At 70.5% G+C, this 15,650-nt stretch carries 12 protein-coding genes; 7 read left to right on the top strand and 5 right to left on the bottom strand.

Features of this window, described 5'->3' with window-relative positions:
- Window positions 1-91: 91 nt before the first annotated feature.
- The 4 genes from ACTWQO_RS47495 to ACTWQO_RS47480 all read left to right on the top strand — a co-directional run bounded on the left by ACTWQO_RS47495 (window position 92) and on the right by ACTWQO_RS47480 (window position 5,757).
- Window positions 92-2,137, top strand: coding sequence for an NAD(+) synthase (locus ACTWQO_RS47495; protein ID WP_443243635.1), 2,046 nt, complete (start codon window positions 92-94; stop codon window positions 2,135-2,137).
- Between the two features lie 188 nt (window positions 2,138-2,325).
- The gene (locus ACTWQO_RS47490) at window positions 2,326-3,111 is read left to right on the top strand and encodes an aminoglycoside adenylyltransferase family protein (protein WP_443243634.1); all 786 of its coding nucleotides are present in this window, start codon (window positions 2,326-2,328) and stop codon (window positions 3,109-3,111) included.
- A 41-nt stretch (window positions 3,112-3,152) separates the two neighbouring features.
- Window positions 3,153-3,896 carry a class I SAM-dependent methyltransferase gene (locus ACTWQO_RS47485; RefSeq protein WP_443243633.1) on the top strand — a complete coding sequence of 248 codons (744 nt, stop codon included), beginning with the start codon at window positions 3,153-3,155 and terminating at the stop codon, window positions 3,894-3,896.
- Window positions 3,897-4,194: 298 nt separating this feature from the next.
- Window positions 4,195-5,757: a hypothetical protein gene (locus ACTWQO_RS47480; protein WP_443243632.1), complete on the top strand. Its 1,563-nt coding sequence runs from the start codon at window positions 4,195-4,197 to the stop codon at window positions 5,755-5,757.
- Between the two features lie 31 nt (window positions 5,758-5,788).
- Here the strand turns inward: ACTWQO_RS47480 and ACTWQO_RS47475 are convergent, their stop codons facing one another.
- From ACTWQO_RS47475 to ACTWQO_RS47460, 4 genes are all read right to left on the bottom strand, one after another.
- Window positions 5,789-7,006: an MFS transporter gene (locus ACTWQO_RS47475; protein ID WP_443243631.1), complete on the bottom strand. Its 1,218-nt coding sequence runs from the start codon at window positions 7,004-7,006 to the stop codon at window positions 5,789-5,791.
- Between the two features lie 91 nt (window positions 7,007-7,097).
- Window positions 7,098-8,147, bottom strand: coding sequence for an endonuclease/exonuclease/phosphatase family protein (locus ACTWQO_RS47470; RefSeq protein WP_443243630.1), 1,050 nt, complete (start codon window positions 8,145-8,147; stop codon window positions 7,098-7,100).
- 187 nt (window positions 8,148-8,334) lie between these two features.
- A complete protein-coding gene (locus ACTWQO_RS47465; RefSeq protein WP_443243629.1) occupies window positions 8,335-8,967 on the bottom strand; it encodes a TetR/AcrR family transcriptional regulator in 633 nt (210 codons plus the stop codon).
- Window positions 8,968-9,018: 51 nt separating this feature from the next.
- A complete protein-coding gene (locus ACTWQO_RS47460) occupies window positions 9,019-10,608 on the bottom strand; it encodes a DHA2 family efflux MFS transporter permease subunit (protein WP_443243628.1) in 1,590 nt (529 codons plus the stop codon).
- Window positions 10,609-10,795: 187 nt separating this feature from the next.
- On the opposite strand from ACTWQO_RS47460, the gene panB reads away from it, so the two are divergent.
- The 3 genes from panB (at window position 10,796) to ACTWQO_RS47445 (ending at window position 13,704) form a co-directional block, all read left to right on the top strand.
- Complete coding sequence (gene panB, locus ACTWQO_RS47455) at window positions 10,796-11,671, top strand: 3-methyl-2-oxobutanoate hydroxymethyltransferase (protein WP_443243627.1); 876 nt, start codon at window positions 10,796-10,798, stop codon at window positions 11,669-11,671.
- 207 nt (window positions 11,672-11,878) lie between these two features.
- Window positions 11,879-12,895, top strand: a complete 1,017-nt coding sequence (locus ACTWQO_RS47450; protein ID WP_443243626.1) for an ATP-binding cassette domain-containing protein — start codon at window positions 11,879-11,881, stop codon at window positions 12,893-12,895.
- Complete coding sequence (locus tag ACTWQO_RS47445; RefSeq protein ID WP_443243625.1) at window positions 12,892-13,704, top strand: ABC transporter permease; 813 nt, start codon at window positions 12,892-12,894, stop codon at window positions 13,702-13,704. The genes ACTWQO_RS47450 and ACTWQO_RS47445 overlap by 4 nt, the downstream gene beginning before the upstream one ends.
- A 17-nt stretch (window positions 13,705-13,721) precedes the next feature.
- Here the strand turns inward: ACTWQO_RS47445 and ACTWQO_RS47440 are convergent.
- Window positions 13,722-15,650, bottom strand: a 1,929-nt coding sequence (locus ACTWQO_RS47440) for an ATP-binding protein (RefSeq protein WP_443243624.1), incomplete at its 5' end; no start/stop codon positions are given.

The following is a 15,650-nucleotide window of genomic DNA, read 5'->3' as shown; positions in this document are numbered from 1 at the left end:
GAACAGATTCGTGGGTGTGGGTGGGGTTCCCCCCCACCCCCCCCCACCCCCATCGCGTCGCTCTGACGATTACACTGAGCCCGTGCCTGACTTGAACTTCTGGTCGATCTATCAGCACGGCTTCGCACGCGTCGCCGCATGTACGGGCCACACCGTCATCGCGGACCCGCACGCCAACGCCGAAGCGGTCCTGCGCCACGCCCGCCGGTGCGCCGAGGAGGGTGTCGCCGTCGCCGTCTTCCCGGAGATGGTGCTGTGCGGCTACTCCATCGAGGACCTGCTGCTGCAGGACGCACTGCTCGACCAGGTCGAGGAGGCGCTGCGGGAGGTGGTGGCCGGGTCGGCCCAGTTGCTGCCGGTCCTGGTCGTCGGCGCCCCGCTGCGCCATCGCAACCGGGTCTACAACTGCGCGGTGATCGTGCACCGCGGCCGCGTCCTCGGGGTCGTACCCAAGTCGTACCCGCCGAACTACCGGGAGTTCTACGAGCGCCGGCAGATCGCCGACGGCGCCGACGAGCGCGGCGGGTCGATCCGCGTCGGCGGCGAGAGCGTGCCGTTCGGCGTGGATCTGCTGTTCGCGGCGGACGACGTCCCGGGTCTCGTGCTGCACGCGGAGATCTGCGAGGACATGTGGGTGCCGGTGCCGCCCAGCGCCGAGGCGGCCCTCGCCGGCGCGACCCTCCTCGTCAACCTCTCCGGCAGCCCGATCACGGTCGGGCGGGCCGAGGACCGCAAACTGCTGTGCCGCTCGGCGTCCGCCCGCTGCCTCGCCGCGTACGTCTACGCGGCGGCCGGCCTCGGCGAGTCGACCACCGACCTGTCCTGGGACGGCCAGGCCATGGTCCACGAGAACGGCGTGCTGCTGGCCGAGACCGAGCGGTTTCCGCTCGGCGACGAGTACGCGGTGGCCGACGTGGATCTCGACCTGCTGCGGCAGGAGCGGCAGCGGATGGGCACGTTCGACGACAACCGCCGGACGCACCGCGCGCGGACCGCCGACTTCCGGACGGTCGAATTCACCCTCGATCCGCCGCTCACCGACCTGGGGCTGCGCCGTCGCCTGGAGCGCTTCCCGTTCGTGCCGGCCGACGCCGATCGCCTCGCCCTGGACTGCTACGAGGCGTACAACATCCAGGTCGAGGGCCTCCAGCAGCGGCTGGCGGCGATCGGCGGGCCGAAGGTGGTCATCGGAGTGTCCGGCGGCCTCGACTCCACGCACGCGCTGATCGTCGCCGCCCGTGCGATGGACCGGGCGGGCCGCCCACGCAGCGACATCCTGGCCTGGACGCTGCCGGGCTTCGCCACCAGCGCCCACACCAAGGACAACGCGCACGCGCTGATGCGTGCCATCGGCGTCACCGCGGCCGAGCTGGACATCACGCCGACCGCGCGGCTGATGCTGGACGAGATGGGCCACCCGTTCGCGTCCGGCGAGCCGGTGTACGACATCACCTTCGAGAACGTGCAGGCCGGACTGCGCACCGACTACCTGTTCCGGCTCGCCAACCAGCGCGGCGGCATCGTGCTCGGGACCGGTGACCTGTCGGAGCTGGCGCTCGGCTGGTCGACGTATGGCGTGGGCGACCAGATGAGCCACTACAACGTCAACTCGGGCGTTCCGAAGACGCTGATCCAGCACCTCATCCGGTGGGTCATCAGCAGCGGGCAGTTCGACGAGGAGACGGGCAAGATCCTCGCGGCGATCCTCGACACCGAGATCAGCCCGGAGCTGGTGCCGGGCGAGGAGATGCAGTCCACAGAGTCCAAGATCGGCCCGTACGCGCTGCACGACTTCACGCTCTTCCATGTGCTGCGGTACGGCTTCCGGCCGTCGAAGATCGCCTTCCTGGCCTGGCACGCCTGGCACGACCCGGAGGCCGGCGCCTGGCCGCCGAACTTCCCGGAGGCCAAGCGGGTGGCGTACGACCTCCCGGAGATCCGGCGCTGGCTGGAGGTGTTCTGCCGTCGCTTTTTCGCGTTCGCGCAGTTCAAGCGCTCGGCCATGCCGAATGGGCCGAAGGTCTCGGCGGGCGGTTCGCTTTCACCGCGCGGGGACTGGCGCGCACCGTCCGACAGCTCGGCGCGGGTATGGCTACGTGACCTTGCCCGCTTCGACATGCCCGAGGCGGGACGGTAACGATCCTGGAGGTGGGACGCGGTGACCGTACCGGAGGCGGGGCGGTGGCTGCCCAGTGGTGCGGCGCGCCCGCCGGTCGGGTACATGCGCGGCGACCACTCGCTCACGCCCGGCCGGCGGAGGTCCACCGCCTGGGCCGCTTCGGATAATGCGGTGCAGTCGGGAGGATGACAGGAGACGCTGGTGCAGTGAATCAGGTTCAGGAGATCGTGGGGCTGGTCGGCGGTGTGCTGGGCCAAGATGCCATCGGCACCTACCTCCACGGCTCCTCCGTGCTCGGCGGACTCAGGCCGGCCAGCGACGTGGACGTGCTGATCGTCTCCCGGCGGCGAATGGACGAGCAGGACCGACGGACACTCCTCGGTGGACTGCTCAGGATCTCCGGCTCCCGAAACAAGGTCCGCCCGGTCGAGCTCACTGTGGTCGTCCAGTCCGAGGTCAGGCCGTGGCGGTACCCACCGACCGGCGACTTCCTCTACGGCGAGTGGCTACGCGCCGAGTACGAGGCCGGGAAGGTCCCCCGGCCGGAGCCGATGCCCGATCTGGCCCTGCTGATCACCATGGCGTTGACCGGCGACCACCCCCTCACCGGCCCGCGCCCCGCGGAGGTCCTCGACCCGGTTCCGCAGGCCGACCTGGTCCGGGCAAGCGTGGCGGGTATCCCTGGCCTGCTCGACGACCTGGACAGCGACACCCGCAACGTCCTGTTGACCTTCGCCCGCATCTGGACCACGCTCGCCACTGGCCAGATCAAGTCCAAGGACGCCGCCGCCGACTGGGCTCTCGCCCAGCTCCCGCCCGAGCACCGCCCCGCCCTCGAGCACGCAAGACAGCTCTATCTCAACTGCTCCTACTCCGAGGAGAGCTGGAGTGACGCACTGCAGGCACAGGTGCGTCCGCATGTGGACCGCGTGCTCGCTGAAATCGACCGGCAGCGGAGCCGTCTGTGCCGCCATCCCCTGCCGGTTCTGTAACGCAGGTCAAAGCAGGTTTCTCGCCTTCGCATACTGAAGGCATGGCCATCTACGACACTCTCGGCGCGACGTACGGCCGGACCCGGCAGCCGGATGCGCGGATCGCCGCTCAGATCCACGCCGCACTCGGCAACGCCGCGGACGTGATCAACGTAGGAGCGGGCACCGGCTCCTACGAGCCACCGCAGACCGTTCTCGCCGTCGAGCCCAGCCAGATCATGCTCGCCCAGCGCCCACCCCGGTCCGCGCCCGCCGTGCGCGCGGTCGCCGAACGTCTTCCGGTGCGTGACAACGCTGCCGACGCCGTGATGGCACTGCTGACCGTCCATCACTGGAGTGACCTTGCGGCCGGCATCGCAGAACTCCGCCGGGTCGCGCGCCGCCGCATCGTCATCCTGACCTGGGACCAGCGGATCTTCCGCGAGAGGTTCTGGCTCGTGCGTGAGTACCTCCCACAGGCCGCCGCCTTCGACGACACCCGTGCCATCCCGACCGACCGGCTGGCCACGCTGCTCGGCGGGGCACATCAGGAGCCCGTCCATGTCCCGCACGACTGCACGGACGGGTTCGGCGCAGCGTATTGGCGCCGCCCCCACGCCTACCTCGACCCACAGGTGCGCGCCGGAATCTCCATGCTCGCCCAGACCGGAGAAGACGTCCTCGCTCCGGGCCTGGCACAGCTCACCGACGACCTCGCGACCGGCCACTGGCACGACCGTCACGCCGACCTGATCGCACTCGACACCATCGACGTCGGCTATCGACTCCTGGTGACAGATCTCTGACCTGCGCCAGGACGCCAGAAACGAAAGAGTTCCGTACGTCCGGGACCCGTCCCCAGTCACCTGCCGCAGTATGGAGACAAAGGCGTAAGGCGCCCTGTCCGTACGGCAGTTGGGGGAGTGAGTCGGTATGGGTGGATCCGAAGAGCCGTCGAGCGGAGGCGAGTTCACGCCGCCCGAGCCCCCGTCGTCGCCTCCGCCCCCGTCGTCGCCCCCTCCCCCGCCCTTCCCCCCGATGCCTGAAGGTCCGCCGGCCTCCTCGTGGTTGACCTATACGCTGCCGGAGGAGCCCGAGGACCCTGTGCCCGCGGACCCGTGGCGGGTCGCGGCGGCCGGGCTGTTCAATCTCAGCGGGCTCGGGCTCGGGTATGTGCTTCTGCAGCGCTGGCCGCAGGCCGCCCTGTGCTGGATCGCGTCCGGCATGCTGCTGGTGGCCGCGCTGCCCGCGGACCCCGACGGGCTGCCGGGTGGGGTGGTGTGGGCGTACGGCCTCGTGCTGGTGCTCGCCGCGGCGCATGGGGCGTGGCTGGCGCGCGGTGCGCGGCTGACGTTGCCGTGGCGGTCGACGGTCGCCGCCGGGCTCGGGCTTGTGCTGCTCGTCGTGCCGGCCGGTGGGGCGGTGGGGTACGAGGCGGCGCGGGAAGAGGCGTACCAGCAGATGCTGCTGGACCGGCTCGCCGAGACGGACCGGCTGGTCACCACCGCTTCGCAGCAAGCCAGCTTCGCCGAGGGCAAGGACGACTACCAGCGAGCGCTCAAGGCCTACCGTGCGCTCGGCGACGACCACCCCGGCAGCCGGGCGGCCCAGCGCGTCCCCGACCGCCTGGACCGGTTCTACGACACCGTCGCCGCGCCGTACCGCGAGAAGGAATACTGCGAGGCCCTGGAGCCGCTGCGCTATCTGTGGAAGCTGCCCGACACTATGGGCAGCAAGCGGCTCGGCCCCCTCGCCGACTGGCCCGAGGAGCCCCTGGCCACCTCGCTCTACGAGTGCGGCATCACCAACCTCGGCTCCAACGCCGTGACCGAAGCGGATGCGAACGACGGCGCGCTGGCCGACCTCCTGCGTACGTTCCCCGACTCGGCGCAGGCCGCCAAGGTCGAACCGGCCGTGAGCGCGGAGATCGCGAAACGGTCCAAGGCCCTGAAGGGCAACGACCCCTGCCCGGCCGGCGAACAGTTGCAGGCCATCAGCCAGACCGTCGTCGACCTGCCCGCCGGCAGCCCCGGTGACGGGCTGCGCGCGAAAGCCGCGGGCGCGGTGGAGTCCGCCGCCTACGCCTGCGGGGTGGACGAGTTCGAGGACGACAAGTTCGGCGCGGCGGCCGTGACGCTGGGCGACTTCGCCGACAAGTACAAGGACAACAAGAACGCCAAGCGTGCCCGGCAGATCGCCATCGCCGCGGAGATCGCCGAGGAACGGCCCCAGGCGGGCCGGACGCTGCCGCCGTCCCGCAGCCCGGGCGGCTCCAGGATGCCCATGGAGATCAGCAACGACGCCCCGACCGCGGTCGAGTTCCTCTACACCGGCCCCGTCACCGGCAGCGTCTACCTCCCGGCCTGCGCCGGCTGCACCAAGTACTCCAGCGAGTCGAGCGCCGAAACGGCGGCCTGCAAGAACAGCGGCATCGACTACCCGACCAGCTGGCTCAACCTGCCCGCCGGCAACTATCACACCCTCGTCAAGTACGCCGACGCGGACGCGGGGGACGTGACGAACCAGGCCGACGGCATGCGCATCGATCCCGGATACACGTACACCAACTGCACCTACGTGGTGACCGAGAGCAGTTACCCGGGGTATCCCGACATTCCGATGCCGGAGCTGCCGGAGCTCGAGCCGATCGAGCCCGCCGGCTCCTGAAAGCGAAGCCCGCCCCGAGAAGCCCGCCCGGTCAGGAACGCACCGCCTCCGAGTGCTGCGGCACGTTACCCGCAACCAGCCGTTCCCGACCGGCCTGTGGCGCGCGCCGCCGGTCCACGCCGTACGCCACACCGGCAACTCCCAGCCCCAGCACGGCGAGCAGCGCGCCCGCGAGCGCCGGAGACGTCACGCCGAAGCCCGCGGCAAGGGCCAGACCGCCGATCCACGCTCCCCCGGCGTTGGCGAGGTTGAACGCCGCCTGGTTGGCGGAGGACGCCAGCGACGGGGCCGAGGACGCCTTCTCCATGACCATCAGCAGGAGCGGGGAGCTGGTGACGAAGGCGGCCGTGCCGAGCAGGACCACGGCGATCGGTGCGCTCCACGCCGTTCCCATCAGGACCGGGAACAGCGCCAGGACCGCCACCAGCGAGATCAGCCCGCCGAAGAGCGTGCCCCGCATCGAGCGGTCCGCCAGGCGTCCGCCGAGCAGGTTGCCGGCCGTCGCGCCGACGCCGAACAGGGCGAGCAGCAGGGTCACGCTGGAGTCGGCGTACCCGGCGGAGTCGGTGAGCATCGGTGTGATGTAGCTGTACGCGGCGAACAGCGCGCCGAAGCCCGCGACCGTCGTGCCGAGGGCGAGCCACACGGGCAGCGACTTCAGCGCCGCGAGTTCGCCGCGCAGGCCGGCGCTGGGCGCGTGCGTGCCGTCGCGGGGGACGAGGAGTGCCAGGGAGACGACGGCCAGGACGCCGATGACGCTGACGCCGAGGAAGGTCGAACGCCAGCCCAGGGACTGGCCCATGAGCGTGGCCACCGGCACGCCGGCGATGTTGGCGACGGTCAGCCCGAGGAACATCAGCGACACCGCGCGTGCCTTGCGCTCGGGTGCCGCGAGGCCGGTGGCGACGACCGCGCCGACGCCGAAGAACGCGCCGTGCGGCAGCCCGCTGAGGAAGCGGGCGGCGAGCAGCCAGTCGTAGTCGGGGGCGAACGCGGAGAGCGCGTTGCCCGCCACGAACAGGGCCATCAGCCCGATCAGCACCGTGCGCCGGGGCATGCGCGCGGTGACCGCGGCGAGCAGCGGGGCGCCGATGACGACGCCGAGGGCGTAGGCGGAGACCAGGTGGCCGGCGCTGGGGATGGAGACGTGCAGGTCGTCCGCGACGTCGGGCAGCAGGCCCATCATCACGAATTCGGTGGTGCCGATGCCGAAGGCGCCCACGGCGAGGGCGAGTAGGGCCAGGGGCATGAAGGGGCCTGTGCCTTTCAAGAGCGGAGTTCCACAGCGAGTCTATGTTCAACTGCGGAACAAAGCCTCTCAGGCCCAGTATTCCGCCCGGTTAAGAGGACGTGTCGACCTTCACACGGGCAGCCACCGGCAAGTGGTCGCTCCCGGTCTGCGGCAGCGTCCACGACGTCACGGGCTCGACGCCCTTCACCATGATCTGGTCGATTCGCGCCATCGGGAACGACGCCGGCCAGCTGAACCCGAACCCGCTGCCCGCCGCGCCCTGTGTGGAGCGCATCTGGGCGGTGACGGCGTTCAGCGCGCGGTCGTTCATCGTGCCGTTGAGGTCGCCGAGCAGCACGACCCTCGGCAGCTTCTCGTGGGCGATGGCCTCACCGAGGGCGTTGGCGCTCTTGTCGCGCTGCCGGGCGGTGAACCCGGCCTCCAGCTTCACCCGCACCGACGGGAGGTGGGCGACGTACACCGCGACCTGCCCGGCGGGCGTGGTCACGGTGGCGCGCATGGCGCGCGTCCAGCCCAGCTTGATGTCGACGGGCCGGACACCGGAGAGCGGGTACTTGCTCCACACTCCGACGGTGCCTTCCACGGAGTGGTACTTGTACGTCGACGCCAGCGCGTCCTCGTACGTCGGCACCGCCGCCCCCTTCAGCTCCTCCAAGGCCACCACGTCGGCGCCGGAGGCGGCCACGTCACGGGCGGTGCCGGACGGGTCGGCGTTGTCGGCGTTGACGTTGTGCGTGGCCACCGTGAGGTCGCCGCCGGTGCCGGTCTTGTCGGTGACCAGGCCGCCGAACAAGTTCAGCCATACGGTCGCCGGGACGAGCACGGCGATCAGCGCGGTCGCCGACTTCCGGACCAGCGCCAGCACGAGCAGCACCGGGATGGACAGTCCCAGCCAGGGCAGGAAGGTCTCGATGAGGCTGCCCAGGTTGCCGACCGCGTTGGGGATGCGCGAGTGCAGCACCATCAGCAGGGCGAGCAGCAGCGCCAGGACGGCGACGACGAGGCCGCGGCGCCAGATCCGGGGGTCACCGCGCCAGCCGGTGGTCAGTCTGCCGAGCAGGCGCCGGAACCGGGAGCTTTGCGACTCGGGCCCCGAGCCGTCCTTGTCCGTCTCCGTCACGTATGCCTGCTGCGCCATACCGTCGCCTCACTACCTGCCGTGCACACCGTCCGTCCCCCGTGTTCTACAAGACCCTAGGGGATGATCGGCTCCGTTCCCGCCGTCTTCTGACGGCCGTACGGGCACGAGGACGTACAAGTCGGCACGGGCAGTTCCGGTGCCGGGCGTGGAAAGCGCGCTCTGTGACGTACCACGCACATGCGCGTTACGCGGGTGGCGAACTGACGGGGCGTAGTCCGTCGAGGACCGCGTCGACGATCTGCTCCGACATGCCCTCCGGGAGGTCGGCGTCCCGGCGCATCATGGTGCGGAAGAGCATGGGGCCGACGAACATGTCGTTCATCAGCTCGACGTCGATGTCCGTGCGGAGTTCGCCATTGGCCTGCCCCCGCCGCAGGATCTCGATCTGGAGGCGGCGCCGCGGCTCCACGACGGTCGCGTGGTAGGCGGCCCAGATCTTCGGGCTGCTCTTCATCTGGGCGTAGACGTTGTGCAGCAGCAAGGAGGAACGGGTCATCAGCCCACGCCTGCGCAGCTGTTCCAGGAGGGCCACGAGGTCGTCGCGCATCGAGGTGCCGGGGAGTTCGGGATCCGGCGGCTCGGCCGTGCGTACGACGTCGACGAAGAGCGCCTCCTTGCCGCTCCAGCGGCGGTAGATGGTGGCCTTGCCGACGCCGGCGGTGCGGGCGATGCGCTCGATGGACAGTTCCGCGAGCGGCACGCCCTCCTCCAGGAGCTTCACCACGCCGTCCACAATCGCACGCTCCGCGGCTTCGCTGCGGGGGCGGCCCCGTCCGGGGCCCTCCTGCTTGGGTTCGCTGCCGGCGAGGCTGCTCACGTCGGTCCGTCCCTTCTGTGGCCTGAGGTGATTCTCTCCCGGGTACGGCCCTTACTCGGCCGACACCAACTCCTGCTCCTCCTTGCCCTCCTGGCGTGCCGTCATCCTCCCCGGCAGGAACAGGCCCACCACCACGGCGCCGATCACCGCGACCCCCGCCCCGCACAGCGCGGTGAGGTGCATGGCGTGCAGGAAGGCGTCATTGGCCGGGGTGATGAGCGACTGCCCCTCGGGGCCGAGCTTCGCGGCGACACCGAGCGTGGCCTCGATGGACTCGCCCGCGGTGTGGCGTACGTCGGCGGGGAGCGCGCCCAGCTTGTCCTCGATGCCGTTGCGGTAGGCCGTCGACAGGACCGAGCCGAGGACCGCGATGCCCAGGGCCCCGCCGACCTGGCGGAAGGTGTTGCTGAGGGCGGAGGCGGAGCCGGCCTTCTCGCGGGGCAGGGCCTGCATGATGACGACGCTGGTCGGGGTCATGATGTGCGCCATGCCGGTGCCCATCAGGAAGAAGATCACTTCGAGGATCCAGATGGGCGTGTCCGCCTCCAGCGTCGCGAACGCGGCCAGCATCGCGGCGATGATCAGCATCCCGGCCGTGGTCGTCGCCCTGTTCCCGAACCGGTCGACCATCAGCCGGGCCCGCGGCGCGAAGATCAGCTGGGCGGCGGCCAGCGGCAGCATCAGCAGGCCGGTCTGCAGCGGCGAGTAGCCGCGCACGCTCTGGGTGTAGAAGACGGAGAAGAAGGTCACGCCCATCAGCGCGAAGAAGACCAGCGCGATGGCGGCGATCGCGGCCGAGAAGACCTTGTTCTTGAAGTACCTGACGTCGATGGACGGATGGTCGCTGCGCGCCTCGAACACCACGAATCCGACGAGTACGGCCACTCCCGCACCGATCGTCGCCAGCACCTGCGGGTCGGTGAAGTCGGCGAGCTGGCCGCCCTTGATGATGCCGTAGACGAGCAGGACCAGCCCGATGACCGACAGGATCACGCCGACCGGGTCGATCCGGCCGGGCTTCGGGTCGCGGGAGTCGGGCACCAGCCACACCATCAGCGCGACGGCGAGGATCACGATCGGCACGTTGATGAGGAAGACCGAGCCCCACCAGAAGTGGTCGAGCAGGACACCGCCGGTGATCGGGCCGATGGCGATGGCGAGACCGACGCCGCCCGCCCAGATGCCGATGGCCTTCGGCTGCTCCTCGCGCTCGAAGACGTTCATGAGGACGGCGAGGGTGGCCGGCATGACGAACGCGGCACCGAAGCCCATCACCGCACGGAAGGTGATCAGCTCGCCGGGCGAGCCGGACCAGGCGGCGAGGGCGGAGCCGATGCCGAACAGGACGAGCCCGCCGAGCAGGACCTTTTTGCGGCCCAGCCGGTCGCCGAGGAGCCCGGCCGTGAACAGCAGGCCGGCGAAGACCAGGGTGTAGGAGTTGATCGCCCACTCCAGCTCGCTCTGGGTGGCGCCCAGACCGGTCGGCGCGGGGGTCGAGATCGTCTTGATGGCGACGTTCAGGATGGAGTTGTCGAGCACCACGATCAGGAGGCTCAGCATCAGGACGCCGAGGATCGCCCAGCGGCGCCGGTGGACGGCTTCCGGTATCCGGGGGCTGTCGGAGACGGCAGGGGTAGTCATGCCGCCGAGCGTAGGCCCTTTACGATACGAGACCGTCTCGTATTATAAATCTTTTACCCAGCTCTTACGTGAAGGCCGGCTCCTACGTGACGAGGGTCCTCTAGCCGTCCTCTGGCACGAGGTGCCACCATGGAGGGGATCCGGGGACGCCGTCAGGGTGCCTCGAGATGACGTAAGGAGCCGTGCCATGACGCAGCTTCCGGCTGCCCAGACCGCGCAGCAGACACCTTCCGACGGCAGCAAGGCGCTGTACGGGGGCAAGAGCACGCGACGTATCACTGTTCGCGACATCGCCGCCGCCAAGGAGCGCGGCGAGAAGTGGCCCATGCTCACCGCGTACGACGCGATGACCGCGTCCGTCTTCGACGAGGCCGGCATCCCGGTCATGCTCGTCGGCGACTCGGCGGGCAACTGCCACCTCGGGTACGACACGACCGTGCCCGTCACGCTCGACGAGATGACCATGCTGTCCGCCGCCGTCGTACGGGGCACGTCCCGCGCCCTCATCGTCGGCGACCTGCCCTTCGGGTCCTACCAGGAGGGTCCGGTGCAGGCGCTGCGCTCGGCGACCCGGCTGGTGAAGGAGGCCGGGGTCGGGGCGGTCAAGCTGGAGGGCGGCGAGCGGTCGCACCGGCAGATCGAGCTGCTGGTCGAGTCCGGGATTCCGGTGATGGCGCACATCGGGCTGACGCCGCAGTCCGTGAACGCGATGGGGTATCGCGTGCAGGGGCGTGGCGAGGAGGCCGCGCATCAGCTGCTGCGGGACGCCAAGGCCGTGCAGGACGCCGGGGCGTTCGCGGTGGTGCTGGAGCTGGTGCCGGCGGAGCTGGCGGCCGAGGTGACGCGCACGCTGCACATCCCGACCGTCGGGATCGGGGCCGGGCCGGAGACGGACGCGCAGGTCCTCGTCTGGACCGACATGCTGGGGCTGACCGGGGGCCGGGTGCCGAAGTTCGTGAAGCAGTACGCCAACCTGCGTGAGGTCATGGGCAACGCGGCGAAGGCGTTCGCCGAGGATGTCGTCGGCGGAACGTTCCCGTTGGAGGAGCACTCCGTCCACTAGAGCCACCGTCGCACCACTGGCAGCCCGCCGATCTTCCCCCGTCGGCGGGCTGTCACCTTTTTGCGCCTAAACCGGCGCCGCTCTCGCGGACCTGGTTGCTCGCCGTCGTGGTTCCTCAATTGATGGCTGCGGTGCGTGTCGGGGAGTTGTCGGTGCTGTCGGATGCTTGTCGGTGGTTTGTCGGTGGGCCCTGGCACTGTCACTGCCATGACGCGAATCGACAAGAACGCCACAGTCGCAGTGAGCGTGCGGGGGTTGGTCAAGCACTACGGGGAGACGAAGGCGCTGGACGGCGTCGACCTGGATGTGCGTGAGGGCACCGTGATGGGTGTGCTCGGGCCGAACGGGGCCGGCAAGACCACCCTCGTGCGGATTCTGTCCACGCTCATCACCCCGGACTCCGGACAGGCCACCGTCGCCGGGTACGACGTCGTGCGGCAGCCCCGGATGCTGCGCCGGGTGATCGGGCTCACGGGGCAGTACGCCTCCGTGGACGAGAAGCTCCCCGGCTGGGAGAACCTGTACATGATCGGGCGGCTGCTCGACCTGCCGCGCAAGGAGGCGCGGGCCCGCGCCGACGCGCTCCTGGAGCGCTTCTCGCTGACGGACGCCGCCAAGCGCCCGGCGAACACCTACTCCGGCGGTATGCGGCGCCGGCTCGACCTCGCCGCCTCGATGATCGGCCGCCCGCAGGTGCTGTTCCTCGACGAGCCCACCACCGGGCTCGACCCGCGCACCCGCAACGAGGTGTGGGACGAGGTCAAGGCGATGGTCGGGGACGGGGTGACCGTCCTGCTGACCACCCAGTACATGGAGGAGGCCGAGCAGCTGGCCTCCGAGCTGACCGTCGTGGACCGTGGCAAGGTCATCGCGAACGGCGAGATCGAGGAGCTGAAGGCGAAGGTCGGCGGCCGCACCCTGCGGATCAAGCCGGCCGACCCGCTCCAGCTGCGCCCGCTCGCCCGCGACCTCGACGAGCTGGGCATCACCGGCCTCGCCACCACCACCGTCGACACCGAAGGTGGCACCGTCCTGGTGCCGATCCTCAGCGACGAGCAGCTCACCGCCGTGACCGGCGCGGTCGTCGCCCGCGGCATCACGATCAGCTCCATCACCACCGAACTGCCCAGCCTGGACGAGGTGTTCCTCTCCCTGACCGGCCACCGCGCGAGCGCCCCGCAGGACGCCGTGCCCACCGACGCCCGCGAGGAGGTCGCCGTATGAGCGCCATCACCGTTGACCTGAAGGACGACGCCCGGATCCCCCTGCGTGGCCATCTGCGCCACACCGGCGCCCTGGTCCGCCGCAACCTGCTGTGGATCCGGCAGGACCCCGAGTCGATGTTCGACGCCCTGCTGATGCCGGTCGTCTTCACCCTGCTGTTCGTGTACGTCTTCGGCGGCTCGATCGGGCAGGCGCTGGGCGGCGGTCAGGACGGGTATGTGCAGTACGTCATCCCGGGCATGATCGCGATGATGAGCATGACGCTCTCGCAGGGCGTCGGCACCGGCTTCAGCCAGGACTTCAACTCCGGTGTCATGGACCGCTTCCGGTCCCTGCCGATCGGGCGCGGCTCGGTGCTGTTCGCGAAGATCTCGGTCGAGCTGCTGCGGATGCTGTTCGCGACGACGGTGCTGATGATCGTCGCGGTGCTGGTCGGTTTCGACATCAAGGACTGGCCCGGTCTGTTCGCGGCCGTCGGCCTGTCCACGGTGTTCGCCTCGTCGATCATGTGGGTGTTCCTCACCCTGGGCGTGATCCTGAAGAACGCGCAGTCCGTGCAGGCGATGGGCTTCCTGGTGCTGTTCCCGCTGCAGTTCGGCTCGTCGATCTTCGCGCCGACGAACTCGATGCCGGGCTGGCTGGAGGCGTTCACCGACTACAACCCGCTGTCCACGCTCGCGGACGCGTCGCGCGGACTGATGGTGGGCGGCCCGGTCGCGCACGACCTGTGGGTGACGCTTGCCTGGTCGGTGGCGATCACGGCGGTGATGGCGCCGGTGGCGATCCACAAGTTCCGCACCAAGAACTGAGTTCGCCGTAGGTGCGCTCACACCAGGGCGGCGGCCTCCTCCGGGGAGAGGCCGCCGCCCTCCGCGTACGCCGTCTCGTACTCCTCGTCGCCGAGCAGCTGCCGGAGCGGCTGCTCGGCCTTCTCACGCACGGTGCGCTCCAAGGCCGACGGGACATGGCGGGGCGGCAGCAGGGCGTCCGCGGCGCCGACGCAGCGGGCGCCGTCGCGGGCCCGGCGGCCGCCGTCGAGGCCGGCCAGGGCGACGGCGGCGGTGATCAGATGCCCCGAGCGCATCGCCGGCGCGACGGCCTCGGACAGCGGGTCCCGGGCATGCTCCAGCGCCCGCCGGATCTTGTCGAGGGCGTCCCCGTGACAGCCGTCGACCGCGTCCAGCCAGGCCTCCGCCCCCAGGATGAAGGCATCGAAGACGACGAAATGGGCGATGGGGAACTCCTCGCGCAGCAGCCGGAGGTGCTCGCGCGCCTCCGGGACGCGGTCGGTCATGCCGAGCCAGCCGGCGAGGAAGAGCCGGGCGGCGGGCATGGCCTCGTTGTGGGAGCCGTTCTGCTCTGCGATGACGTCGCGCAGGATGCGCTCGCCGCGCTCGGCCGCACCCGACTCCAGCAGCGCGCTGCCGAGGCGGGCGCGGAGCACGGCCATGTGGCCGCGGGCGCCGAGCCGTTCGGCCTGCTCGATGGCAGCCTCGTAGTCGACGATGGCACGGCGGTAGTCGCCCCCGCGTTCGCGGGCCTCGGCGCGGGCGGAGAGCGCTTCCGCGGTACCCCAGGCGTCGCCGAGGCGCCGGTAGATCTCCAGCGACTCGTCGGCGTCGCGGGTGGCGCTGCCGGCCCAGTCGGCGCGGTTGGCGAGCAAGTTCGCACGCATCTGGAGGCAGGCGGCCAGCTCCCACTCGTAGCCGGGCGCGCTCCGGCAGGTACGGACGGCGGCATCGCCGATCTCGCGCACCCGGTCCAGGTCGCCGGTCATCAGCACGGCGAAGAACCAGAGGATGCCGGGGCTGCGGCAGGTCTGCGGCAGCCCGGGCTGGTAGGTCGCGGCGATGGCCCGCAGTTTCTCCTGTGCCTCGGGGGTCTGCCAGGCGTCCAACTCGGTGTCCATGCAGGCGAGATGGACGAGATGGACGCCGCGCCGCGCCTCGTCGAGCACCAGGCCCGTCCAGGGCGGGGCCGTGTCCGTGCAGCGCTCCCACAGCGGCTCGGCCGTGCGCACGGGCGGGGCGAAGGGGTCGGGGCCCAGGTCCTTGACCTCGCGGGACCAGTTGCGGGCCTCGATGCGCAGGTCGCGCATCTGCCAGTACCAGCCCAGCGACAGCACCAGGCACAGCGCTTCCTGTTCATCGCGGGCGGCGACAGCGTGGCGCAGGGCGGTGCGGATGTTCTCGTACTCGCGCTCCAGCCGTTCGATGGCGGCGCGCTGTCCGGGGCCGCGCAGCAACGCGTCGGTGGTGCGGGCGAGTTCGCGGAAGTACGTCAGATGCGCCTGCTCGGCGGCGGGGCGTCCGCCGGACTCGTCGAGCCGTTCGCCCGCGTACTCGGCGACGGTCTCCAGGAGCCGGTAGCGCATCTCGCCGAGTTCACCCGAAGGGGCGGCCACGACAAGGGACTTGTCGACGAGGGAGCCGAGCGCGTCGAGGGCGGCCGGTCCGCAGACGGCCTCGGCGGCGGCGAGGTCGCAGCCGCCCGCGAACACCGACAGCCGGCACAGGACGTCGCGTTCGTCCGCGTCGAGCAGGTCCCAGGACCAGTCGACGACGGCACGCAGGGTCTGCTGGCGGGGCAGCACGGTACGGCTGCCGGAGGTGAGCAGCCGGAAGCGGTCGTCGAGCCGGTCCACGATCTGACGGGGCGTCAACATCCGTAGCCGGGCCGCCGCGAGCTCGATGGCGAGGGGCAGCCCGTCGAGCCGCCGGCAGATCTCGGCGGCGGCCTCGGGATCGTCCTCGAT

Source organism: Streptomyces sp. 4N124 (assembly GCF_052245395.1).
Classification (GTDB): Bacteria; Actinomycetota; Actinomycetes; order Streptomycetales; family Streptomycetaceae; genus Streptomyces.
This window is presented reverse-complemented; position numbering and strand designations above follow the sequence as displayed.

What these genes read in the sequence shown, in the direction of transcription:
- ACTWQO_RS47485 (WP_443243633.1), top strand. Translation starts at nt 3,153, where the DNA reads ATGGCCATCTACGACACTCTCGGCGCGACGTACGGCCGGACCCGGCAG.
- ACTWQO_RS47475 (WP_443243631.1), bottom strand. Translation starts at nt 7,006, where the DNA reads ATGCCCCTGGCCCTACTCGCCCTCGCCGTGGGCGCCTTCGGCATCGGC.
- ACTWQO_RS47470 (WP_443243630.1), bottom strand. Translation starts at nt 8,147, where the DNA reads ATGGCGCAGCAGGCATACGTGACGGAGACGGACAAGGACGGCTCGGGG.
- ACTWQO_RS47460 (WP_443243628.1), bottom strand. Translation starts at nt 10,608, where the DNA reads ATGACTACCCCTGCCGTCTCCGACAGCCCCCGGATACCGGAAGCCGTC.
- panB (WP_443243627.1), top strand. Translation starts at nt 10,796, where the DNA reads ATGACGCAGCTTCCGGCTGCCCAGACCGCGCAGCAGACACCTTCCGAC.
- ACTWQO_RS47450 (WP_443243626.1), top strand. Translation starts at nt 11,879, where the DNA reads ATGACGCGAATCGACAAGAACGCCACAGTCGCAGTGAGCGTGCGGGGG.
- ACTWQO_RS47445 (WP_443243625.1), top strand. Translation starts at nt 12,892, where the DNA reads ATGAGCGCCATCACCGTTGACCTGAAGGACGACGCCCGGATCCCCCTG.